General features: G+C 52.6%; 22 protein-coding genes. 8 read left to right on the top strand and 14 right to left on the bottom strand.

Annotated elements, in window-relative coordinates; genetic code table 11:
* Positions 1–17 precede the first annotated feature (17 nt).
* From atpA to asnC, 10 genes are all read right to left on the bottom strand, one after another.
* Entirely contained in the window at positions 18–1,559 is a 1,542-nt protein-coding gene (gene atpA, locus ABVN36_RS21300) for a F0F1 ATP synthase subunit alpha (protein WP_001176751.1), read from the bottom strand.
* 12 nt (positions 1,560–1,571) lie between these two features.
* The gene (gene atpH, locus ABVN36_RS21295) at positions 1,572–2,105 is read right to left on the bottom strand and encodes a F0F1 ATP synthase subunit delta (RefSeq protein ID WP_001288957.1); all 534 of its coding nucleotides are present in this window, start codon (positions 2,103–2,105) and stop codon (positions 1,572–1,574) included.
* 14 nt (positions 2,106–2,119) lie between these two features.
* A complete protein-coding gene (gene atpF, locus ABVN36_RS21290; protein WP_001052212.1) occupies positions 2,120–2,590 on the bottom strand; it encodes a F0F1 ATP synthase subunit B in 471 nt (156 codons plus the stop codon).
* A 59-nt stretch (positions 2,591–2,649) separates the two neighbouring features.
* Positions 2,650–2,889, bottom strand: a complete 240-nt coding sequence (gene atpE, locus ABVN36_RS21285) for a F0F1 ATP synthase subunit C (RefSeq protein ID WP_000429386.1) — start codon at positions 2,887–2,889, stop codon at positions 2,650–2,652.
* 46 nt (positions 2,890–2,935) lie between these two features.
* A complete protein-coding gene (gene atpB / locus ABVN36_RS21280) occupies positions 2,936–3,751 on the bottom strand; it encodes a F0F1 ATP synthase subunit A (protein ID WP_000135632.1) in 816 nt (271 codons plus the stop codon).
* Positions 3,752–3,759: 8 nt separating this feature from the next.
* A complete protein-coding gene (gene atpI, locus ABVN36_RS21275; protein WP_000116685.1) occupies positions 3,760–4,140 on the bottom strand; it encodes a F0F1 ATP synthase subunit I in 381 nt (126 codons plus the stop codon).
* A gap of 615 nt (positions 4,141–4,755) precedes the next feature.
* Positions 4,756–5,379 carry a 16S rRNA (guanine(527)-N(7))-methyltransferase RsmG gene (rsmG, locus tag ABVN36_RS21270; protein ID WP_001519938.1) on the bottom strand — a complete coding sequence of 208 codons (624 nt, stop codon included), beginning with the start codon at positions 5,377–5,379 and terminating at the stop codon, positions 4,756–4,758.
* A gap of 102 nt (positions 5,380–5,481) precedes the next feature.
* Entirely contained in the window at positions 5,482–7,371 is a 1,890-nt protein-coding gene (gene mnmG, locus ABVN36_RS21265; protein WP_000499872.1) for a tRNA uridine-5-carboxymethylaminomethyl(34) synthesis enzyme MnmG, read from the bottom strand.
* Positions 7,372–7,749: 378 nt separating this feature from the next.
* Entirely contained in the window at positions 7,750–8,193 is a 444-nt protein-coding gene (gene mioC, locus ABVN36_RS21260; protein WP_000763722.1) for an FMN-binding protein MioC, read from the bottom strand.
* Between the two features lie 89 nt (positions 8,194–8,282).
* Complete coding sequence (gene asnC / locus ABVN36_RS21255; RefSeq protein WP_000433016.1) at positions 8,283–8,741, bottom strand: transcriptional regulator AsnC; 459 nt, start codon at positions 8,739–8,741, stop codon at positions 8,283–8,285.
* Positions 8,742–8,891: 150 nt separating this feature from the next.
* Between asnC and asnA the strand changes: the two genes are divergently transcribed.
* Complete coding sequence (asnA, locus tag ABVN36_RS21250) at positions 8,892–9,884, top strand: aspartate--ammonia ligase (protein WP_000845114.1); 993 nt, start codon at positions 8,892–8,894, stop codon at positions 9,882–9,884.
* Between the two features lie 4 nt (positions 9,885–9,888).
* Here the strand turns inward: asnA and viaA are convergent, their stop codons facing one another.
* Together viaA and ravA are read right to left on the bottom strand one after the other, a co-directional pair.
* Entirely contained in the window at positions 9,889–11,340 is a 1,452-nt protein-coding gene (gene viaA, locus ABVN36_RS21245; RefSeq protein WP_023138234.1) for an ATPase RavA stimulator ViaA, read from the bottom strand.
* Positions 11,334–12,830, bottom strand: a complete 1,497-nt coding sequence (gene ravA / locus ABVN36_RS21240; RefSeq protein WP_000940975.1) for an ATPase RavA — start codon at positions 12,828–12,830, stop codon at positions 11,334–11,336. The genes viaA and ravA overlap by 7 nt, the downstream gene beginning before the upstream one ends.
* A gap of 347 nt (positions 12,831–13,177) precedes the next feature.
* Between ravA and kup the strand changes: the two genes are divergently transcribed.
* From kup to rbsR, 7 genes are all read left to right on the top strand, one after another.
* Complete coding sequence (kup, locus tag ABVN36_RS21235) at positions 13,178–15,046, top strand: low affinity potassium transporter Kup (RefSeq protein ID WP_000102338.1); 1,869 nt, start codon at positions 13,178–13,180, stop codon at positions 15,044–15,046.
* A gap of 196 nt (positions 15,047–15,242) precedes the next feature.
* The gene (rbsD, locus tag ABVN36_RS21230) at positions 15,243–15,662 is read left to right on the top strand and encodes a D-ribose pyranase (RefSeq protein ID WP_000715944.1); all 420 of its coding nucleotides are present in this window, start codon (positions 15,243–15,245) and stop codon (positions 15,660–15,662) included.
* 7 nt (positions 15,663–15,669) lie between these two features.
* Positions 15,670–17,175, top strand: a complete 1,506-nt coding sequence (gene rbsA, locus ABVN36_RS21225; protein WP_000339359.1) for a ribose ABC transporter ATP-binding protein RbsA — start codon at positions 15,670–15,672, stop codon at positions 17,173–17,175.
* 5 nt (positions 17,176–17,180) lie between these two features.
* The gene (gene rbsC, locus ABVN36_RS21220; RefSeq protein ID WP_000211345.1) at positions 17,181–18,146 is read left to right on the top strand and encodes a ribose ABC transporter permease; all 966 of its coding nucleotides are present in this window, start codon (positions 17,181–17,183) and stop codon (positions 18,144–18,146) included.
* Between the two features lie 24 nt (positions 18,147–18,170).
* Positions 18,171–19,061 carry a ribose ABC transporter substrate-binding protein RbsB gene (gene rbsB / locus ABVN36_RS21215; protein WP_001056260.1) on the top strand — a complete coding sequence of 297 codons (891 nt, stop codon included), beginning with the start codon at positions 18,171–18,173 and terminating at the stop codon, positions 19,059–19,061.
* A gap of 132 nt (positions 19,062–19,193) precedes the next feature.
* On the top strand, positions 19,194–20,123 hold the full coding sequence (gene rbsK, locus ABVN36_RS21210; protein WP_000844728.1) for a ribokinase: 930 nt from the start codon (positions 19,194–19,196) through the stop codon (positions 20,121–20,123).
* A gap of 3 nt (positions 20,124–20,126) precedes the next feature.
* A complete protein-coding gene (gene rbsR, locus ABVN36_RS21205) occupies positions 20,127–21,125 on the top strand; it encodes a ribose operon transcriptional repressor RbsR (protein ID WP_000224487.1) in 999 nt (332 codons plus the stop codon).
* On the opposite strand, the gene mdtD is transcribed toward rbsR, so the two are convergent.
* Together mdtD and ABVN36_RS21195 are read right to left on the bottom strand one after the other, a co-directional pair.
* Complete coding sequence (mdtD, locus tag ABVN36_RS21200; RefSeq protein ID WP_000202071.1) at positions 21,091–22,518, bottom strand: multidrug transporter subunit MdtD; 1,428 nt, start codon at positions 22,516–22,518, stop codon at positions 21,091–21,093. The genes rbsR and mdtD overlap by 35 nt on opposite strands.
* Positions 22,519–22,529: 11 nt before the next feature.
* Positions 22,530–23,234, bottom strand: a complete 705-nt coding sequence (locus ABVN36_RS21195; RefSeq protein ID WP_001131144.1) for a FadR/GntR family transcriptional regulator — start codon at positions 23,232–23,234, stop codon at positions 22,530–22,532.
* Positions 23,235–23,626 lie beyond the last annotated feature (392 nt).

The following is a 23,626-nucleotide window of genomic DNA, read 5'->3' as shown; positions in this document are numbered from 1 at the left end:
AGGCAAGCCGCCAGACGTTACCAGGACTGGGTTGCTTTGAAGGAATCGAGGATGCCTTTCAGCTTGCCTTCGATTTCGTCGTTATAGCCACCGGACTGGTTGATCTCTTGCATCAGCGGAGCGTGATCACGGTCGACGTAAGCCAGCAGTGCGGCTTCGAAGCTACCGATTTTCGCCAGTTCGACATCCGCCAGATAACCACGTTCTGCTGCGAACAGAACCAGAGACTGCTGCGCGACGGACATCGGCGCATACTGTTTCTGTTTCAGCAGTTCGGTCACTTTCTGACCGTGGTCAAGCTGTTTACGGGTAGCATCGTCAAGGTCGGATGCAAACTGAGAGAACGCCGCCAGTTCACGATACTGCGCCAGCGCGGTACGAATACCACCGGACAGTTTTTTCATGATCTTGGTCTGGGCTGCGCCACCTACACGGGATACCGAGATACCCGGGTTAACCGCAGGACGAATACCGGCGTTAAACAGGTTAGATTCCAGGAAGATCTGACCATCGGTAATGGAAATTACGTTGGTCGGAACGAACGCGGAAACGTCACCTGCCTGCGTTTCGATAATCGGCAGCGCAGTCAGTGAACCGGTTTTCCCTTTCACTTCACCTTTAGTGAAGGCTTCGACGTAGTCGGCGTTAACACGCGCAGCACGCTCCAGCAGACGAGAGTGGAGGTAGAATACGTCGCCCGGGAATGCTTCACGTCCTGGCGGACGACGGAGCAGCAGGGAGATCTGACGGTAAGCAACAGCCTGTTTAGACAGGTCATCGTAAATGATCAGCGCATCTTCGCCGCGGTCACGGAAGTATTCGCCCATTGCGCAACCGGCATACGGCGCCAGATATTGCAGCGCAGCGGATTCGGACGCGGTAGCCACCACAACAATGGTGTTAGCCAGCGCGCCGTGTTCTTCCAGTTTACGCACCACGTTAGAGATGGTGGACGCTTTCTGGCCGATAGCGACATAGATACATTTGATGCCGGAGTCGCGCTGGTTGATGATGGCATCGATAGCCAGTGCGGTTTTACCGGTCTGACGGTCACCGATGATCAGTTCACGCTGACCACGACCGATTGGGATCATGGAGTCAACGGCTTTATAGCCGGTCTGCACCGGCTGATCGACAGACTGCCGATCGATAACGCCCGGCGCAATCGCTTCAACGGCAGAGAAGCCGTCATTATCAACCGGACCTTTACCGTCAATTGGCGCACCCAGGGTGTTCACCACACGTCCCAGCAGGCCGCGGCCAACCGGAACTTCCAGGATACGACCCGTACATTTAACCTTCATGCCTTCGGCAAGGTCAGCGTATGGACCCATGACTACCGCACCCACGGAGTCGCGCTCCAGGTTCAGTGCGATAGCGTAACGGTTACCCGGCAGGGAGATCATTTCACCCTGCATACAATCGGCCAGGCCGTGAATGCGGATAACACCGTCACTGACAGAAACAATAGTACCTTCGTTGTGAGCTTCGCTCACCACATTGAACTGAGCAATGCGCTGCTTGATCAGTTCGCTGATTTCGGTGGAATTCAGTTGCATGCTCCAGTCCCCTTAAGACTGCAAGACGTCTGCAAGGCGCTCAAGACGGCCGCGTACGCTGCCATCAATGACCATATCACCCGCCCGGATGATAACGCCTGCCATTACAGACTTATCGATTTTGCAATTCAGCTTCACTTTGCGTGACAGACGTTTTTCCATCGCGGCGCTGATTTTCGAAAGCTGCTCTTCACTCAATGCGGTTGCCGACGTAACTTCTACCTCGGAGGTAGCTTCACTGGCGGCACGCAGATGAATAAACTGCTCCAGAACATCCGGGAGCGCGTTCAGACGATTATTTTCAGCCATAACCCGAATCAGGTTCTGACCGTTTTCGTCTAACTGCTCACCGCAGACTGCGATAAACGACTCAGCGAGCGTTTCCGGCGCCAGCGCGCCAGAGAGAAGCTCTGCCATTTGTTCGTTCTTGGTTACCTCGGCGGCAAACGCCAGCATATCCTGCCAGCGCTCTACACTTTGGTGTTCAACGGCAAAGTCAAAAGCTGCTTTGGCGTAGGGGCGAGCTACCGTAACAAATTCAGACATCAGCCCCTCCCTCCTTACAGTTCAGCGACAAGTTTATCCACGATGTCGCTGTTAGCAGCTTCATCCACGGAACGTTCGATGATCTTCTCGGCGCCAGCAACAGCCAGGATAGCAACTTGCTTACGCAGCTCTTCACGGGCGCGTTTACGCTCGGCTTCAATTTCCGCCTGCGCCTGCGCCACGATTTTAGTACGTTCCTGCTCTGCTTCAGTTTTGGCTTCGTCCAGGATCTGAGCGCGGCGTTTGTTTGCCTGCTCGATGATTACCTGAGCTTCCGCTTTCGCTTTTTTCAGCTGGTCGGTCGCGCTGGCCTTTGCAAGGTCAAGATCCTTATGTGCTCGTTCAGCAGAAGCGAGACCGTCAGCAATTTCTTTCTGACGTTTCTCGATGGCTGCCATTAACGGCGGCCATACGTACTTCATGCAAAACCAGACAAAGAGAATAAACGCGATGGCCTGGCCGAGGATTGTTGCGTTAAGATTCACAGCACAATGCCTCTATCTAGTTAACCTTCTGATATTGCTCTTAATTCAAGCAACGCTTACTACGCGACAGCGAACATCACGTACAGACCCAGACCTACAGCGATCATCGGGATAGCATCCACCAGACCCATAACGATAAAGAACTGAGTACGCAGCAGAGGAATCAGATCAGGTTGACGCGCCGCGCCTTCCAGGAATTTACCCCCGAGGATGCCGATACCGATCGCAGCACCGATTGCCGCCAGACCCATCATCACAGCGGCAGCCATGTACAGCAGATCCATATTCAGGTTTTCCATGACAGTCTCCAGTTTGTTTCAGTTAAAACGTAGTAGTGTTGGTAAATTAATGCTCTTCGGACGCCATCGACAGATAGACAATCGTCAGAACCATGAAAATGAAGGCTTGCAGCGTAATAATCAGGATGTGGAAAATGGCCCACGGCACATTCAGAATCCACTGTGACCACCACGGCAACAGACCAGCAATCAGAATGAAAATCAGCTCACCGGCATACATGTTGCCGAACAGTCGCAGACCGAGAGAAACCGGTTTGGACAGCAGACTTACCCCTTCAAGGATTAAGTTGACAGGAATGAACGCCCAGTGATTGAACGGCTGCAGCGTCAACTCTTTTGCGAAGCCGCCGATGCCTTTCATTTTGATGCTGTAGAACAGAATAAGGATGAATACGCCCAGCGCCATCGACAGGGTGATGTTGACGTCAGCAGACGGCACCACGCGCGTTGCCGGCAGACCCAGCCAATGCTCAGCGATATACGGCAGCAGGTCGATAGGCAGTAAGTCCATCAGGTTCATAAGGAATACCCAGACGAAAATCGTCAGGGCCAGCGGCGCAATCAGCTTGCTTTTGCCATGGTACATGTCTTTGACGCTGCCATGCACAAAGCCGACTATCAGCTCAATCGCGGTCTGAAACTTGCCTGGCACGCCGCTGGTCGCTTTTTTAGCAACGCTACGGAACATCACCAGAAACAACAGACCCAGCACCACCGAGAAGAACATGGAGTCAATATTGAGCGTCCAGAAGGTGGCTGGGGGGTTCTGCGGATCCACCAGCGAGAAAGTACGCAGGTCCAACTGAAGGTTATTCAGATGGTGTCCTATGTATTCCTGCGGCGTCATATTTTCTGAAGCCATGATGCCTTTTACCCTTTGTTGTTAATTACAGCCGGCGCCAGTATCTGAACCACCAGCACCAAAACCCACGTAACGATCAGCGGCAAAAACACCGCCTTTAAAACCGCCAACGCCACCACCAGTAAAACCAGCATCGCTAACACCTTGAAGGCTTCACCGAAGGCGAAAGTCCAGGACACGCGGCCCTTAGCAGGTGTATGCGCCTGGTGACGCCAGGCAAATATCATAAACAACATATTAGGCAGTGCCACTGCCAATCCCCCACATACTGCGGAGATGCCCCAGAAGGGGTCTTTGAGGCAAAACAGCAATCCACTTGCTATTACCGCCAGAAACTGAATGAACAGAAGCTTACGAGCAACGTTTCGACTCACGAGCGACACAGACATCACGTTTTTACTCCTGCTCACTTCGAGGTATGCCGCGTGTCGTATAAAACGTTCTTTAAGACTTAGAGTCAAGCATCAAAAAGCGGTCAAATTATACGGTGCGCCCCCGTGATTTCAAACAATAAGTAGCCAAAAGGTGAATAAATGTTTAAATATTTTTCTCTGGCCCGCATTTTTAACTTTTAGCCAAAGTGTGAACGATCGTACAAAACTGCAAATAGCGCGAAAACACTGGCGATAAAGCGTGCACCAGATCACACATTAAACATATTCATGCTTACGCAATTCATTTACGTGTCAATTCATGCCTTTTCATCTTTTTGATATTTAAGCGTAAAACCAGGTACTGTTTTAAAAATACCAGCTTACACCTTAAAAACGCCCCATTGACATTTATAATAAAAATTTAACAAGCAAAAGTGATTTTTCGATTCGATTTTTAGCAGACTGATATTTACAAAGTTGATTACTCTCTGTTTTAACAAAAGAAGCGACGTTGTCATGTTGAAACGAAACCGTAAATCCAGAGTTAAATGTAACAACGCTGAAATGCGTTATACCTGTCGATTTTTAACACAAGCCGCGTCGTTTTTTTTCTATTTTTTTTGATAAAAATTAAACTTTGTTTGACTTAATAATCACCAGATGCCGCTCGCCTTCCAGTTGCGGAACGCGTAATTTTTCAACAGATTCGACGCTAAAATTGTCAGGTAGTGAGGCAATTTCATCCCCTGGCAATTGCCCTTTTAAGGCATAAAAACGCCCTTTCTCTCCCGGCAGATGGTGACACCAGCTCACCATATCATTCAACGATGCGAAAGCGCGGCTGATAACGCCATCAAACGGTGGTTCGGAGGGATAGGCTTCAACGCGGCTTTGAACCGGCGTGATGTTTTCCAGTTTCAGTTCGTGCTGGACCTGACGCAGAAAACGTACCCGCTTGCCCAGGCTGTCGAGTAAGGTGAAATGCGCGTCAGGGAGAACAATAGCCAGTGGGATGCCCGGCAGCCCCGGTCCTGTTCCTACGTCGATAAAACGCTGTCCCTGAAGATATGGCGCAACGACTATGCTGTCGAGAATATGGCGTACCAACATTTCGTTGGGATCCCGCACTGACGTCAGGTTGTATGCTTTGTTCCATTTGTGCAGCATATCAACGTAGGCGACCAGCAGCGTTTTCTGGTGATCGGTAAGAGAAATACCGGCATCAGCCAGCAGACGAGAGAGTTTGTTGAGCACGGTCATTACCTGTTAATAATCAAATGCCCGATGCGCTTTCGCTTATCGGGCCTACAAATTTGTAGGGCGGGCAAGCGAAGCGCCCCCGCCAAATTAGTGTTATCAAGCGCTACGACGCAGCATACCTTGTTTTTTCAGCCATACCAGCAGAATGGAGATTGCCGCTGGCGTAACGCCGGAGATACGCGATGCCTGGCCGATAGACGCCGGTTTATGATCGTTCAGCTTGGCGATAACTTCGTTCGACAGACCGGAAACCTGACGATAATCCAGCGTGGCAGGCAGCAACGTATTCTCGTTACGTAGTTGTTTTTCAATCTCATCCTGCTGGCGAGCGATATAGCCTTCGTATTTGACCTGGATTTCTACCTGCTCAGCGGCTTGCTCATCTTCAAGCGCAGGCGCGAATGCGGCAAGCGAAGTGAGCTGCGCGTAGGTCATTTCCGGACGACGCAACAGATCTTCACCGCTGGCCTCACGGGAGAGAGGCGTGGTCAAATGCGCATTCACTTCATCGGCGGATTCCGCAGACGGCGTTACCCATGTCGATTTCAGCCGCTGACGTTCGCGTTCGATATTTTCCAGCTTCTCGTTGAAGCGCGCCCAGCGTTCATCATCCACCAGACCCAGCTCGCGGCCCATTTCGGTCAGACGCAGATCGGCGTTGTCCTCACGCAGCATCAGGCGATATTCGGCGCGGGAGGTAAACATGCGATACGGCTCTTTGGTGCCCAGCGTACAGAGATCGTCCACCAGCACGCCGAGATAAGCCTGAGAACGCGCAGGCGCCCAGCCCTCTTTGTCGGCGGAAAGACGCGCGGCATTCAGACCAGCGAGCAAGCCCTGCGCCGCAGCCTCTTCATAGCCGGTAGTACCGTTGATTTGACCAGCAAAGAACAGGCCGTGAATAAATTTACTTTCCAGAGTCGGTTTCAGATCGCGCGGGTCGAAAAAATCGTACTCAATCGCGTAACCAGGACGAACGATCTTCGCGTTCTCCATGCCCTGCATGGAACGGACAATCTGCATCTGCACGTCAAACGGCAGGCTGGTGGAGATACCGTTAGGGTAAATCTCGTTAGAGGTCAGTCCTTCCGGCTCAAGGAAGATCTGATGCTGGTTACGATCGGCAAAACGCATCACCTTGTCTTCGATCGAAGGACAGTAGCGTGGGCCGATCCCTTCGATCACGCCAGCGTACATTGGGCTACGATCGAGGTTATTACGAATCACGTCATGGGTTTTCTCATTGGTATGCGTGATGTAACACGGCACCTGTTGCGGATGCTGAGAAGCATTCCCCATAAACGAGAAAACCGGCATCGGGTTATCGCCATGCTGTTGAGCCAACACGCTGAAATCGATAGTACGCGCATCAATACGCGGCGGTGTGCCGGTTTTCAGGCGACTGACGCGTAGCGGAAGCTCACGCAGACGGCGAGACAGCGGGATGGATGGCGGATCGCCAGCACGACCGCCGCTGTAGTTATCCAGACCAATATGAATTTTGCCGTCCAGGAAGGTCCCGACGGTCAGTACCACCGCTTTCGCGCGGAATTTGAGCCCCATTTGGGTCACAGCGCCGACAACGCGATCGTTTTCGACAATCAGATCTTCAACCGCTTGCTGGAAGATCATCAGATTCGGCTGATTCTCCAGCGCGGTACGCACCGCCTGGCGGTATAAGACTCGATCCGCCTGAGCCCGGGTAGCGCGAACGGCCGGACCTTTGCTGGCGTTTAGTATCCTAAACTGAATACCTGCCTGATCGATCGCTTTCGCCATCAGACCGCCGAGCGCATCCACCTCTTTTACCAGATGTCCCTTTCCAATACCGCCGATCGCCGGGTTGCAGCTCATCTGCCCCAACGTGTCAATATTGTGTGTCAAAAGCAGAGTCTGTTGACCCATACGCGCTGCGGCCATCGCGGCCTCAGTGCCTGCATGACCCCCGCCAATAATAATGACGTCAAAAGGATCCTGATAAAACATGGTAATTGCCTCGCATAACGCGGTGTGAAAATGGATTGAAGCCCGGGCGGTGGATTCTACTCAACTTTAGCCGATGGAGAAAGCCCCGGGATCCGGGCTATTAAAAAGAAGATCTTTTTATTTAGAGATCTGTTCTATTGTGATCTCTTATTAGGATCGCGCCAGGCTGTGGATAACCCGGATCCTGTAATAAAGATCAATGCGTTGGAAAGGATCATTAGCTGTGAATGATCGGTGATCGTGGTCCGTATAAGCTGGGATCAAAACGGGTACTTATACACAACTCAAAAAGTGAACAACGGTTATTCTTTGGATAACTACCGTTTGATCCAAGCTTTCCACCAGATTTATCCACAATGGATCGCACGATCTTTACACTTATTTGAGTAAATTAATCCAGGATCCGAGCCAAATCTCCGCTGGATCTTCCGGAATCTCATGTTCAAGGATGTTGATCTTCAGTGTTTCCCCAACCTGTTTTGCGCCAGCGCCTTTCAGTTCCGCTTCTATTTTCTCAATCGCGCCGCAAAACGTGTCGTATTCTCGACTACCAATGCCAATTGCGCCGAAACGTACCGCGGAAAGATCGGGTTTCTGCGTCTGAAGGTCTTCATAGAAAGGGGTCAGGTTGTCCGGAATGTCTCCGGCGCCGTGCGTTGAGCTGATTATCAGCCAGATCCCGGAAGTTGACAGATCCTCTAATAACGGACCGTGCACCGTTTCGGTTGAAAAACCGGCAGCTTCCAGCTTTTCCGCCAGATGTTCCGCGACGTATTCGGCGCCGCCCAGGGTGCTGCCGCTGATAAGAGTAATGTCTGCCATTGATCGCTCGCTCAGGTAAAGAGGCTGCATTGTACTCTGTGAACGAGCTGGGATCTACCTGTGGAAAAATGTGGGATTAAAAAAGCCGATCATGGCTTGATGGTGCGCATGATCGGGTTCTGCAAGACGATCAGTGTCTCAGTGGACTGAATTTCATCAATTGTTTGGATCTTGTTGATAAGTACGTGCTGAAGCGCGTCAATTGATTTGCACATCACTTTTATAAAGATGCTGTAGTGACCGGTGGTGTAATACGCTTCCGTCACTTCATCCAGGCTTTCCAGCCGGGCCAGTGCGGAGGGATAGTCTTTGGCGCTTTTGAGAATGATGCCAATAAAGCAGCCCACATCATAGCCCAGCTGTTTAGGGCTGACGTCAATCCGTGCGCCCGTAATGATCCCGGCCTGCTTCATTTTCTCGACGCGAACGTGAATGGTTCCAGGGCTAACGCCAAATTGTTTGGCCAGTTCGGCGTAGGCGGTGCGGGCATTTTCCATTAAGGCGTCAAGTATGCCGCGGTCCAGATTGTCGATCTGATAATTTTCCATCGCTTTTTCTTATGCAGATTAATGATTATCTCTATTTTAGCCATTATTTTTAATGAATCAAAACCGAAGTTAGCTTTTTATCTGTTGATTATTGAATAGTGCTCTCGTTTTGTTGCTTAATCATAGGCAACAGGACGCAGGAGTAAAAAAATGAAAACCGCTTACATTGCCAAACAACGTCAAATTAGCTTCGTGAAATCACATTTCTCTCGCCAGCTTGAGGAGCGTCTGGGTCTGATTGAGGTCCAGGCGCCGATCCTGAGTCGCGTAGGGGATGGTACGCAGGATAATTTGTCCGGCTGTGAAAAAGCGGTGCAGGTAAAAGTGAAAGCGTTGCCTGACGCCCAGTTCGAAGTGGTGCATTCACTGGCGAAGTGGAAACGTCAAACCCTGGGGCAACATGACTTCAGCGCGGGCGAAGGGCTGTACACGCACATGAAAGCCCTTCGCCCCGATGAAGACCGACTCTCTCCGCTCCACTCGGTCTATGTGGATCAGTGGGACTGGGAGCGTGTCATGGGCGATGGCGAGCGCCAATTTTCCACCCTGAAAAGCACAGTAGAGGCTATATGGGCAGGAATTAAAGCTACCGAAGCCGCGGTCAGTAAAGAGTTTGGTCTGGCGCCGTTCCTGCCGGATCAGATCCATTTTGTTCACAGTCAGGAACTGCTGGCGCGTTTCCCGGATCTGGATGCGAAAGGGCGCGAACGCGCGATCGCCAAAGAACTTGGCGCCGTTTTTCTGGTGGGGATCGGCGGTAAACTGAGCGATGGCCACCGCCATGATGTACGCGCGCCGGATTATGATGACTGGAGCTCCGCATCTGAGCTGGGCTACGCCGGTCTGAACGGCGATATCCTGGTGTGGAACCCGGTGCTGGAAGATGCGTTTGAGCTTTCCTCTATGGGTATCCGTGTAGATGCCGATACGCTGATGCGCCAGCTGGCGTTGACCGGTGATGAAGATCGCCTGCAACTGGAATGGCATCAGGCGCTGCTGCGCGGCGAAATGCCGCAGACCATCGGCGGCGGGATTGGGCAGTCGCGTCTGACGATGTTGCTGCTGCAATTGCCGCATATTGGTCAGGTGCAGTGCGGCGTATGGCCCGCGCAGGTTCGCGAAAGCATTCCTGCTATTTTATAAGCCGTTAGCGCCGCCAGCGTCTCAGCAGGCGGCTTCGCATCCCGGTATCAAAGCGCCAGATATGATCGAAAATGCGCATGATGCCGGGTTTGCCGTGCGCCGACATCGCCACCGCATGGAATCGATGCTGGTGAAGACGCTGCAACTCTCCCACTTTGCTCACCACGTCATCCGGCAAGCGTTGGGCGATAAAATCCGAAATGACCACCGCATCGGCATCAAACCATTCCCGTCCCTGCATTCTTTCAATAATGGCGCGAAAACAGCTGGCGATATCCGTGCCGCCGCGAAAACGTTGACTTAAAAAGCGGATGGCCTGCTCGATACCTTCCGGGCCGGAGAGTTCATAACGCACAACGTCAGTGGAAAACAGCATAATAAAGCAGCGGCGGTTATCCGCCAGCGCAACGCGCATCAACGCCAGGCAGAACGCTTTTGCGCACTGCTCGTTAAATCCCCCCATCGAGCCTGAAGTATCGACGCAGACAATAAACGGTCCGCGCGGCTGCTCGTCGACATCCTGGTGTACTACCGGCCGTTCGGTCACTTTCTCACGCCACGCTTCGCCATGCAGGCGATAGGTGAGGAGCTGTTTTTCCACTAACCGGCGGTAGAATTCATATTCCAGCTCGGTGATGCCGAGCGTCGCCAGCTCTGGCGGCAACAGGCGCAGAATATCATCGCCTTGCTGAATACCGTCAACCTGCTCCGGCACCGTAGCGGGTTCGCGTACCAGTGTACGAAAGGTTTCCATCGGCGCGTCTTTTTTCGGTACCGATTTGGCTTCCCGCGAACGTCCCAGTTGTTCCGCCAGTTGCATTAGCTCCGGCTGGGCGGCGAGAAATTCGCCGTATTTTACGATCAGTTGATAATCACCACGTTTAAGCTGGCCCGCGCTCATATCCCACAGGCGGCCTGCGGCATTATCATTTTCCGCCAGCGTCGGTTCCAGTTGCCCGCTCAGCGTCATCCGTTCCTGAACGTCACTCAGCAACTGCTCGCGCTCTTCTTCCAGTAATTGCTGGTTTAACGTGGTGGCCTGCACGACCAGACTTAACCGCCAGCGTTGCAAAAAAAGCGTGTGTAGCGCAGGGGTAAAGGTACTGTTGCTCTCCGTCAACTGCTTCGCCTGCGCGGCATACGGTGAATGCAGGCGATGAAGCAACGCCAGTATTTGCGGCAGTTGCACGATGAACTGTGGGGTAGAGAGAAGTTGGCTTTGCTGATAACACATGACCTCTTCCGTGAGTTCCGGCGGAACGCGAACGTCTTTAAGACGGCTGCGTAGCGCTTCCCGCCAGCGCGGGAGATCGGCGGTCACGGCGTTTTTTAAACGTGGAAACTTTTCAAAGAAAATGACCAGCTGTGGGGAAGCCAGTAGCGCGAGGATCATCTCTTCGACCATTCCCTCTTCGCTGACGGCCAGCATGGTATTTAGCGTATCCAGCGTCAGCATTGTTGCGCCTGGCGGATCTGTTCTCCTACATCCTGCAGGCTGGCCTCAATGCGCCCTAACCAGTCGCTGTGAATAAACAGGCAATGTTGCTGCTCGCTGAAGCGGGTATGCTGCTGGCGCCAGTCGTTTTCTAACGTTTCCAGCTGCTGTTTGATCTCCGCAGGCATACTGTCTTCAGCCGCTCCCGGTAACGCCAGACGGGTACCTTGTAGACTGATGTCGCGCACCACCAGATGTTGAGCGTTATCGACTTCCATATTCAACGTTTGGGCAAAGCCGATCCCGTTCAGTTTGCCGCGGATCTCGCCGCCTTTGGTCAGCCAAAGTTCCAGCGCGCTGCGGTCAAAGGTAATATGGATCACTTCCATATCATGCAGTTTTAGCGGTTTTTGTAGCAATAACGTCAACGTTGATGCACTGGCTTCCGGCGGTAAAGTGTAATGCGGGCGACGGCTGAACATACCGCCTTCTTTAATGACGGTGAAGGCGGTTTTATCGCTTTGCTGTTGCTGCAACTGGAGGCGGCGCTGGACAATACCGCCGAGGCGAGTCAGCATGGCCTGCTGCTGCCAGGCGTGTCCGGTCATCAATATTTCCAGTTGCTGTTGCATGAGATTCAGACTCTGCGCGTCATACCACAAGCAATCTTTTAGCAGGATAAGGTCAATCGGCGCAACCGCGTCGCGTCCGCTAAAGAAGGCGCTGGCCTGTAACAGGCGGATGGCTTTCTTCCAGCGACGGTCGGAGACATAAGGCGCATTCGGCAAATTATCCAGCTGTTGGCGCAGAGTAAATATCAGCTCAAAGACCGGATCAGGGAGTGAAATCGCGCCGATATCTTTTTGCCACTGTTGATATTCTTCGTCGCTAACCTGTAACGAGGCGGGGACCGGGTTATCACTCTCATCCTGCTGACTAATCAGCATGGAGCGGAAATTGGCTTTATCCTGAACTTTATCCAGCCACAGGCGAATCAACATTCGGTCGTACAAGGCTTCCAGGCTGCTGTCCGCTTCGGGCAGTTCGTTAGAGGCCGCCACCAGCAGCCGCATCGGAATTTTTTCCTCAAATGCGCCGTTGCGGAAATGGCGTTCGTTAATGGCGGTCAGCAATGTGTTCAGGATAGCGGGCCCGGCTTTCCAGATTTCATCCAGAAAAACGATTTCGGCTTCGGGAAGGTAGCCGGTCGTTAAGCGTTCATAGCGACCTTCATCTTTCAGCGCCTGAATAGAGAGCGGGCCAAACACCTCTTCCGGCGTGGAAAAGCGTGTCATCAGATATTCAAAAGCGCGGGCGCGCTGGAAAGCAAACTTCAGGCGGCGGGCAATCAGACTCTTGGCGATACCGGGCGGGCCCAACAAAAAGACGCTCTCACCGCTTAACGCCGCCAGTAGGCAAAGGCGTATGGCGTGACTACGTTCATACAGCCCCTTCTCAAGGGCGCTGCTCAGACGGGAAATTCTTTCCGCTAATAAATGTGGGTGAGCCATAATAAAGAGGCGTCCTTTCGACAAATGGATCATGCTAATTGCGAGTATAGACGTTTCACCACCGGGGCTGTAATCGTCTGACGCGCTGTTTATTTTTCTTTGAGCCAGGTTAATCTGGCTTCATTTAGGGGTACGATTTTATGATTAATCGTGCATACTGTGCGCTTTTTTGTGGGCCAAGGGACTAAGCACACATTTCATATCTATACACTCATTCATTCAAACTACATCAAGGCGGCAAAGGAGTGAATCCCCTGGCACTGACTTAAACGTGTGACTGGGTTAAGCGAATGCAGCCGACAAGGAGGTAGTGTGAAGGGTGACGTGTATAAACGAAAGATGAGTCTATGAGCACTGATAATAAGCAATCGTTGCCTGCGATTACCCTCGCAGCTATTGGGGTTGTCTACGGTGATATTGGTACCAGCCCGCTTTATACGCTTCGTGAATGTTTGTCCGGTCAGTTTGGTTTTGGCGTTGAACGAGATGCCGTGTTTGGTTTTCTGTCGCTGATCTTCTGGCTACTCATCTTTGTGGTTTCCATCAAATATCTCACCTTCGTGATGCGCGCCGATAACGCGGGTGAAGGTGGAATTTTGACGCTGATGTCGCTTGCCGGGCGTAATACCTCGGCGCGCACCACATCCATGTTAGTTATCATGGGACTGATAGGCGGCAGCTTTTTCTATGGCGAAGTGGTCATTACGCCGGCGATTTCGGTGATGTCGGCGATTGAAGGCCTGGAGATTGTCGCGCCGCAGCTGGATACCTGGATTGTCCCGCTCTCCATTATTGTGCTGACTCTGTTGTTTATGATTCAGAAGCACGGTACGGGAATGGTAGGAAAACTCTTTGCGCCGATCATGCTGACCTGGTTTTTAATCCTGGCGGTACTTGGCCTGCGCAGTATTATCGCCAATCCCGAAGTGTTACATGCGCTGAATCCTGTCTGGGCGGTACGTTTTTTCCTTGAATATAAAACCGTATCATTTATTGCGTTGGGCGCGGTGGTGCTGTCGATTACCGGCGTAGAGGCGTTGTACGCCGATATGGGACACTTCGGTAAGTTCCCGATTCGCCTGGCGTGGTTTACCGTGGTATTGCCGTCGTTAGTACTGAACTACTTTGGTCAGGGCGCATTGCTACTTAAACATCCGGAAGCGATTAAAAACCCCTTCTTCCTGTTGGCGCCGGACTGGGCGTTAATTCCGCTGCTGATTCTGGCCGCGCTGGCGACGGTGATCGCCTCCCAGGCGGTAATTTCCGGCGTCTTTTCGCTGACGCGTCAGGCTGTGCGTCTTGGCTATTTGTCGCCAATGCGCATTATCCATACCTCCGAGATGGAGTCCGGTCAGATCTATATCCCTTTCGTTAACTGGCTGCTTTATTTCGCGGTCGTGGTTGTTATTGTTAGCTTTGAGCACTCCAGCAACCTGGCGGCGGCCTATGGCATCGCCGTGACCGGTACGATGGTGCTGACGTCTATTCTTTCTACGACAGTGGCGCGTAAGAACTGGCACTGGAACAAATATTTTGTCGCGCTGATCCTCATCGCGTTCCTGTGCGTGGATATCCCGCTGTTCTCGGCTAACCTCGATAAATTGTTGTCCGGCGGTTGGCTGCCGCTGAGCCTGGGTCTGATCATGTTCACGATCATGACCACCTGGAAGAGCGAGCGTTTCCGTCTGTTGCGTCGTATGCATGAACACGGTAATTCGCTGGAAGCGATGATTGCTTCACTGGAGAAGTCACCGCCGGTTCGGGTGCCGGGTACTGCCGTATACATGTCGCGCGCGCTCAGTGTGATCCCTTTTGCTTTATTGCATAACCTGAAGCACAACAAAGTGTTGCATGAGCGCGTAATCTTACTGACGTTGCGTACGGAAGATGCGCCTTATGTGCATAACGTTCGCCGGGTGCAGATTGAGCAGTTGTCTCCGACATTCTGGCGCGTGGTGGCCAGCTACGGCTGGCGCGAAACGCCAAACGTTGAAGAGGTGTTCCACCGCTGCGGTCTGGAAGGGCTTAGCTGTCGGATGATGGAAACGTCGTTCTTTATGTCGCACGAGTCATTGATTGTCGGCAAACGCCCGTGGTATTTGCGTTTGCGTGGCAAGCTGTATTTGTTGCTGCAACGCAACGCCCTGCGCGCGCCGGATCAGTTCGAGATCCCGCCTAACCGCGTGATTGAGTTAGGTACGCAGGTCGAGATTTAACCTCCCATCAACATGCCGGGGGCCGCATTGGCTTACCCGGCCTGGCCAATCCGTAGATTCCCACAAGATAATCGCCTGATTTCCGCTAGCGAAACGTTTCGACGGCGATCACAATTCTGTTACGTCATGATGGTTTTATGAACACATCCAGGGTTACACTGCGGCCAGCGAAACGTTTCGCTAGTGGAGCAGAAAAATGAAGAAAGGCACCGTACTCAACTCTGAAATCTCGTCGGTCATTTCCCGTCTGGGGCATACTGATACTCTGGTAGTCTGTGATGCGGGTTTACCCATCCCGAATAGCACCGCGCGTATCGATATGGCACTAACCCAGGGCGTACCTTCTTTTATGCAGGTGGTGGATGTCGTGACCCGGGAAATGCAGGTTGAGGCGGCGATTCTTGCAACGGAAATCAAACAACAGAATCCGCAGCTCCACGAAACGTTGCTCACTCACCTTGAGCAACTGCAGCAACACCAGGGAAACACCATAAAAATTAGTTATACGACACACGAACAATTCAAAAAATTGACTGCAGACAGTCAGGCGGTGATTCGCAGCGGGGAGTGTTCCCCGTATGCGAACGTCATTCTTTGCGCTGGCGTCACTTTCTGAGGCCGCTATGGACGCATTACTGCAACTCAAAGGGATCGATAAAGCGTTCCCCGGCGTGAAGGCTCTCTCCGGCGCCGCGTTAAACGTTTATCCTGGCCGCGTTATGGCGCTGGTGGGGGAAAACGGCGCCGGAAAATCCACCATGATGAAAGTATTAACCGGCATCTATACGCGAGATGCGGGATCGTTGTTATGGCTGGGTAAAGAGACCACCTTTAATGGGCCTAAATCGTCTCAGGAAGCCGGGATCGGCATTATTCATCAGGAACTGAACCTGATCCCGCAGTTGACCATTGCGGAAAACATCTTCCTGGGCCGTGAGTTTGTGAATCGCTTTGGTAAAATCGACTGGAAAAAGATGTATGCCGAAGCCGACCACCTCTTAGCCAAACTCAATCTGCGCTTTAAGAGCGATAAGCTGGTGGGCGAACTCTCTATCGGCGATCAGCAAATGGTGGAAATCGCCAAAGTGCTGAGCTTCGAATCCAAAGTCATCATTATGGATGAACCGACCGATGCGCTGACCGACACTGAAACCGACTCTCTGTTCCGCGTTATCCGCGAATTAAAATCGCAGGGGCGCGGCATTGTCTATATCTCCCACCGTATGAAAGAGATCTTCGAAATTTGCGATGACGTGACGGTCTTCCGTGATGGGCAATTTATCGCCGAGCGTGAAGTGGCCACGTTGACCGAAGATTCTCTTATCGAAATGATGGTGGGACGTAAGCTGGAAGATCAGTACCCGCATCTGGATAACGCGCCGGGTGAGATTCGCCTGAAGGTCGATAATCTGTGCGGACCGGGCGTGAATGATGTCTCTTTTGTGCTGCGAAAAGGTGAGATTCTTGGCATTTCCGGCCTGATGGGCGCCGGTCGCACCGAGCTGATGAAAGTATTGTACGGCGCGATGCCGCGAACCAGCGGTTACGTGACGCTTGATGGACACGAAGTGGTGACGCGTTCTCCGCAGGACGGGCTGGCCAATGGCATCGTTTATATCTCTGAAGACCGTAAGCGCGATGGACTGGTGCTCGGCATGTCAGTTAAAGAGAATATGTCGCTGACGGCGCTGGACTATTTCAGCCGCGCTGGCGGAAGCCTGAAACACAAAGATGAGCAACAGGCGGTGGGGGATTTTATCCGTCTGTTCAACGTCAAGACACCGTCAATGGAACAGGCGATAGGCCTGCTTTCTGGCGGTAATCAGCAAAAAGTGGCGATTGCCCGCGGGTTGATGACGCGCCCGAAAGTGCTCATTCTCGACGAGCCGACCCGCGGCGTGGACGTCGGCGCCAAGAAAGAGATTTACCAGCTTATCAACCAGTTTAAGGCCGACGGCCTGAGCATCATTCTGGTCTCATCTGAGATGCCAGAAGTATTAGGCATGAGCGATCGCATCATCGTCATGCATGAAGGGCATCTCAGCGGTGAATTTACTCGCGAGCAGGCCACCCAGGAAGTGTTAATGGCTGCCGCAGTGGGCAAGCTTAATCGCGTGAATCAGGAGTAAAAAAGATGACAACCCAGGCTGTTTCTGGTCGCCGTTATTTCACTAAAGCGTGGCTTCTTGAGCAGAAGTCGCTCATTGCCCTGCTGGTGCTGATCGCGATTGTGTCGACGTTAAGCCCCAACTTTTTTACCGTTAATAATCTGTTCAATATTCTTCAACAGACCTCCGTTAACGCCATTATGGCGGTGGGGATGACGTTGGTGATTCTGACATCGGGGATCGATCTGTCCGTCGGTTCCCTGCTGGCGCTCACCGGTGCGGTTGCCGCTTCAATCGTCGGCGTTGAAGTGAATGCGCTGGTCGCGGTTGCCGCCGCGCTGGCGCTGGGCGCTGCGATTGGCGCCGTCACTGGCGTTATCGTCGCGAAAGGCCGCGTACAGGCGTTTATCGCTACGCTGGTGATGATGCTGCTACTGCGCGGTGTAACGATGGTTTACACCGACGGTAGCCCGGTCAACACCGGCTTTACCGATAACGCCGATCTGTTTGGCTGGTTCGGTATCGGCCGTCCGCTGGGCGTTCCTACGCCGGTCTGGATCATGGCTATCGTCTTTATCGCCGCTTGGTATATGCTGCATCACACCCGTCTGGGACGCTATATCTACGCGCTGGGCGGTAACGAAGCGGCGACGCGCCTGTCTGGCATTAGCGTGAGCAAAGTGAAAATTATCGTCTATTCACTTTGCGGCCTGACAGCGTCGCTGGCGGGCATCATTGAAGTGGCGCGCCTCTCTTCCGCGCAGCCGACGGCGGGTACCGGCTATGAGCTGGATGCTATTGCCGCCGTGGTGCTGGGCGGCACCAGCCTTGCAGGCGGTAAAGGACGCATTGTTGGGACATTGATCGGCGCATTGATTCTCGGCTTCCTTAATAATGGTTTGAATTTGTTAGGTGTTTCCTCCTATTACCAGATGATCGTCAAAGCGGTGGTGATTTTGCTGGCGGTACTGGTAGACAACAAAAAGCAGTAACAACGACTACAGGACATCTGAAATATGAACATGAAAAAACTGGCTACCCTGGTATCTGCTGTTGCGCTGAGCGCCACCGTGAGCGCGAATGCAATGGCGAAAGACACCATTGCGCTGGTGATCTCTACCCTCAATAATCCCTTCTTCGTGTCGTTAAAAGACGGGGCGCAAAAAGAGGCGGATAAACTGGGTTATAACCTGGTGGTGCTGGACTCCCAGAACAACCCTGCCAAAGAGCTGGCGAACGTGCAGGATTTAACCGTTCGCGGGACCAAAATTCTGCTGATCAACCCGACTGACTCCGATGCGGTGGGTAACGCGGTGAAGATGGCGAACCAGGCGAAGATTCCGGTTATCACGCTTGACCGCCAGGCAACCAAAGGCGATGTCGTCAGCCATATCGCGTCTGATAACGTGCTGGGCGGTAAGATCGCTGGCGACTATATCGCGAAAAAAGCTGGCGAAGGCGCCAAAGTGATTGAGTTGCAAGGCATTGCCGGAACATCTGCGGCGCGTGAGCGTGGCGAAGGTTTCCAGCAGGCGGTAGCCGCCCACAAATTTAATGTCCTGGCCAGCCAGCCTGCTGATTTCGACCGTACTAAGGGTCTGAACGTCATGCAGAACCTGCTGACCGCGCATCCGGATGTTCAGGCTGTCTTCGCCCAGAATGATGAAATGGCGCTGGGCGCACTGCGCGCGCTGCAAACTGCCGGTAAAGCAGATGTGATGGTGGTTGGATTTGACGGTACGCCGGATGGCGAAAAGGCCGTAAAAGATGGCAAACTGGCAGCGACTATCGCTCAGTTACCGGATCAAATCGGCGCCAAAGGCGTTGAAGTGGCGGATAAGGTGCTGAAAGGCGAAAAAGTTCAGGCCAAATATCCGGTTGACCTGAAACTGGTCATCAAGCAGTAATAAACGACACGGGTCAACTATGGCCTGATGGCGACAGAAATACGCGAGCCTCCGCTGAGGTGAACGTAAAAAAAGAAAAGCAGGGCACGCGCCACCCTAACCGGTGGCGCACTTTGACGTGGAACCCCGAATATGAAAACCGCAGGTAATCTCATCGTCCTTGGCAGCATTAATGCCGATCATATCCTTAATCTTGAGTCCTTCCCTACCCCGGGTGAAACGGTAACCGGTAGCCATTATCAGGTCGCGTTTGGCGGGAAAGGCGCGAATCAGGCGGTTGCTGCGGGACGTAGCGGGGCAAATATTGCGTTTATCGCCTGCACGGGCGATGACGATATTGGCGACAGTATTCGTAAACAATTAGTCAGCGATCGTATTGATATCGCGCCAGTTAGCGTTATTAAAGGCGAGTCTACCGGGGTGGCGCTGATTTTCGTTAACGGCGAAGGCGAGAACGTCATCGGTATTCATGCCGGAGCGAATGCCGCGTTATCGCCGGCGTTGGTTGATGCGCAACGTGAACGTATCGCGCAGGCGGATGCGTTACTGATGCAGCTGGAATCGCCGCTGGAAAGCGTACTGGCGGCGGCGAAAATCGCCCATCAACATCATACTACTGTTGCGCTTAACCCGGCGCCTGCCCGTGAGCTACCGGATGAACTGCTGGCGCTGGTGGACATCATCACGCCAAATGAAACGGAAGCTGAAAAGCTGACGGGCGTGCGTGTGGAAAATGACGACGATGCCGCGAAAGCTGCGCAGGTTTTGCATGATAAAGGCATTCGAACCGTATTAATTACCTTAGGAAGCCGTGGCGTCTGGGCCAGCGTAGACGGCGAGGGCCGCCGCGTTCCTGGATTTAGCGTTGAGGCTGTCGATACCATTGCCGCCGGAGATACGTTTAACGGCGCCTTTATCACCGCGATACTGGAGGAGACGCCGTTGCCGGAAGCGATTCGCTTTGCCCATGCCGCCGCCGCGATTGCCGTAACGCGTAAAGGCGCGCAGCCGTCCGTTCCGTGGCGCGAAGAGATAGAAGCGTTTTTACATCAGCAGGGGTAACGCTTGGCTACTATGAAAGATGTTGCCCGCCTGGCGGGAGTCTCTACATCGACGGTCTCTCACGTTATTAACAAAGATCGCTTTGTGAGTGAGACGATAACCGAAAAAGTTGAAGCGGCGATTAAATCACTTAACTATGCGCCTTCCGCGCTGGCGCGAAGCCTCAAGTTAAACCAGACCCGCACGATTGGTATGCTGATTACCGCCAGTACCAACCCTTTTTATTCCGAACTGGTGCGCGGCGTTGAGCGAAGCTGTTTTGAGCGCGGTTATAGTCTGGTGCTGTGCAATACCGAAGGCGACGAGCAACGGATGAACCGCAACCTGGAGACCCTGATGCAAAAACGGGTAGACGGTTTACTGCTGCTGTGTACCGAAACGCATCAGCCTTCTCGTGAAATCATGGAGCGTTATCCGTCTATTCCTACCGTCATGATGGACTGGTCGCCGTTTGATGGTGAGGGCGATAGCGATCTCATTCAGGATAATTCGTTGCTAGGCGGCGATCTTGCCACCCAACACCTTATCGATAAAGGATTTACCCGAATAGCCTGTATTACCGGCCCGCTGGACAAAACGCCAGCGCGTTTGCGGCTGGAAGGGTATCGGGCGGCGATGAAACGCGCAGGGCTGGCTATTCCGCAAGGCTATGAGATCACCGGCGATTTTGAATTTGGCGGCGGCTTTGACGCCATGCAGGCGTTACTCGCCCATCAACAGCGACCGCAAGCGGTTTTTACCGGAAACGATGCGATGGCTGTCGGCGCCTATCAGGCGCTATATCAGGCGGGGCTTCGTATTCCGCAGGATATGGCTGTCATTGGCTATGATGATATTGAGCTGGCGCGCTATATGACGCCGCCGCTGACGACTATCCATCAGCCGAAAGATGAATTGGGCGAGCTGGCTATTGATGTGTTGATTCATCGGATGGCGCAGCCCGCCTTGCAACAACAGCGACTTCAGCTTACTCCGGTTTTGACGGTGCGTGGGTCGGTTTAGATTTATGCCGTTCTTTAATCAGATTGTTGCCGTCTTTGGCTCTTAGCAGCATAAACATCAGCGCGGACACGATAGTGATCGCCCCCATCGTGATAAAGGTATAGTGGAACTGTTCCACGGTACTGGTGCCCGCAAAACCTTCATAAATACGTAACACCGCCGCGCTGATCGCCACGCCTAAACTGATAGACAATTGCTGCGTAACCGCCAGAACGCTGTTGCCGCTGCTGGCGTTATCGTCTGTCAGATCCGCAAGAGTAATCGTATTCATTGCCGTAAATTGAGTGGACATCGCCATTCCAAGAATGAATAGCGGCAGTACGAGCATCCAGATCGGCATGGCGGGAGATTGAAACGAAAACTGGGCAATCATCAGACCGATAAATACCGTAATGCCGACCAGAGTCTTCCGGTATCCCAAACGTCGCAAAACCTGCGTTACGGTCGATTTCGCGATAATAGAACCCAAAGCTGTCGGCGCCATCATGCAGCCGGCGATCAGAGCCGGGTAGCCAAAACCAACCTGTAGCATTAACGGCATCAAAAAAGGTACGCAGCCTGTCCCCAGACGCGTGGCGAGGTTGCCGGCAATACCGACGGAAAATGTGCGTGTCTTAAACAGCGATAGTGATATTAACGGTGTCGGATGACGGCGGGCGTGGCGGATATAGGCCAATAGTAGAACGATACTGCAAAAAATAATGGCGGATGCGATCCATGTCGCCACAATCTTTTCGCCAAACAGTTCCATTCCGCTGGAAAATAAAACCAGACTTAACCCAAAAAGAAAGAAGCCGGTCATGTCAAACTTGCGACGCGGCGTGGTGAAGTTGGGCATATATTTGCGGGCATACAGAATGCCTGCAACACCAATGGGAATATTAATCAGGAAGATCCAGTGCCAGCTTGCCCAGGTCACCAGTACGCCGCCTAATACCGGCCCCAGAATCGGACCTACCAGCCCCGGCATAGTGACAAAGTTAAGAACAGGCAGCAGCTCACTACGCGGATAGGCTCGCAATAACGCCAGCCGCGCCACTGGCATCATCATCGCTCCGCCGACGCCTTGTACGACGCGAAAAATAACCAATTCAGATAGTGAACTGGAGAGCGCGCAGGCCAGCGAGCCTAACGTAAACAGGCTTACGGCGACCATAAAGACGCGACGCGTACCGAAGCGGTCAGCCAGCCAGCCGCTTACCGGAATTAACATGGCTACTGTCAGGGTATAACTGATAATAGCGGACTGCATGGCGAGTGGGGAACGGTTAAGGCTATGCGCAATAGCCGGTAAAGCGGTATTCAAAATGGTGGCGTCTAGCGCCTGCATAAAGAAGGCCATTGCCGCGATCCACGGCAGGCCAGCCATACTGCGCGCTTTTTTGCTGGTCATTCAATATCCTGTTAATTATCTGGTCTCTCATTGGGCGCTATTAACAACGCCTGGCAGGCCTGGAAAGCGCGTTCGCCGTCGCCATCAGCGATGGCATCAACAATGGCCTGGTGCAAATCCAGCTTTACCACCTCGTTATAGGTGATTGAGGTAAAGTAAGTGTGATAAACCGAATGAAATAGCGTCGCAAAAGAGATTAGAAAGGGATTGGCGCTCATTTCGTAGATATGCTCGTGCCACGCCATATCCACTTCAATCCAGCGTTCACGCTTAAAATGCTTTTTCAGCGCGACCATCTCTTCCATTAAGGCATTAAGCCGCGCTTTCTGCTCCGGTGTGCCAAGAGTCGCCGCCAGCAGGCAAGCTTGCGGCTCCAGGCTAATACGCATCACCAGAAAATGATCTACCACCTGATGAAAATTTTCTTCCGTCATCCACCAGGTCAGCAGCTCTTGATCCAGAAAGTTCCAGTTTCCCTGCGGCATCACCCGCGTACCAATGCGCGGACGGGGTAGCACCATACCTTTAGCCGTCAACGTTTTCACCGCTTCGCGAACTGCCGTTCGACTTACGCCGTACTGCTCGCCCAGTTCTATTTCGCCGGGAAGAATCGTACCGGGGGCGTAGTCACCCTTTAATATCCGCTGCGCCAGCTTTTCAGCCAGAACATAGGATAGATTTTTCTGTGCGGCTAATTGTTGTGCGCTTAAAGGCATGAATGTTCTTCCTTTCTCTTTCGTTTGGTTATTAGTATGCCACCTGGAAGTGTGATTGCAGTTGCAATAACGGCAATTTGCTTATTTTATGGCACGTTAAGCACGCTATTGATGAAAAAAGAGACACTCAGAAAATTATTTTAAATTTCCTCTTGTCAGGCAGAAATAACTCCCTATAATGCGCCACCACTGACACGGAACAACGGCACACAGGCCGCCGGGTCAGCGGGGTTCAGACCAGAACCTCACGGAGAAAAGCGAAAATAAACGCTTGACTCTGAAGCGGGAAAGCGTAATATGCACACCCCGCGCCGCTGAGAAAAAGCGAAGCGGCACTGCTCTTTAACAATTTATCAGACAATCTGTGTGGGCACTCGAAGATACGGATTCTT

Origin of the sequence: Salmonella sp. SJTUF15581 (assembly GCF_043356775.1) — a bacterium.
Taxonomy (GTDB): Bacteria; Pseudomonadota; Gammaproteobacteria; order Enterobacterales; family Enterobacteriaceae; genus Salmonella; species Salmonella enterica.
The sequence above is the reverse complement of the archived record's forward strand: the minus strand, read 5'-3'. Positions and strand labels throughout refer to the sequence as shown.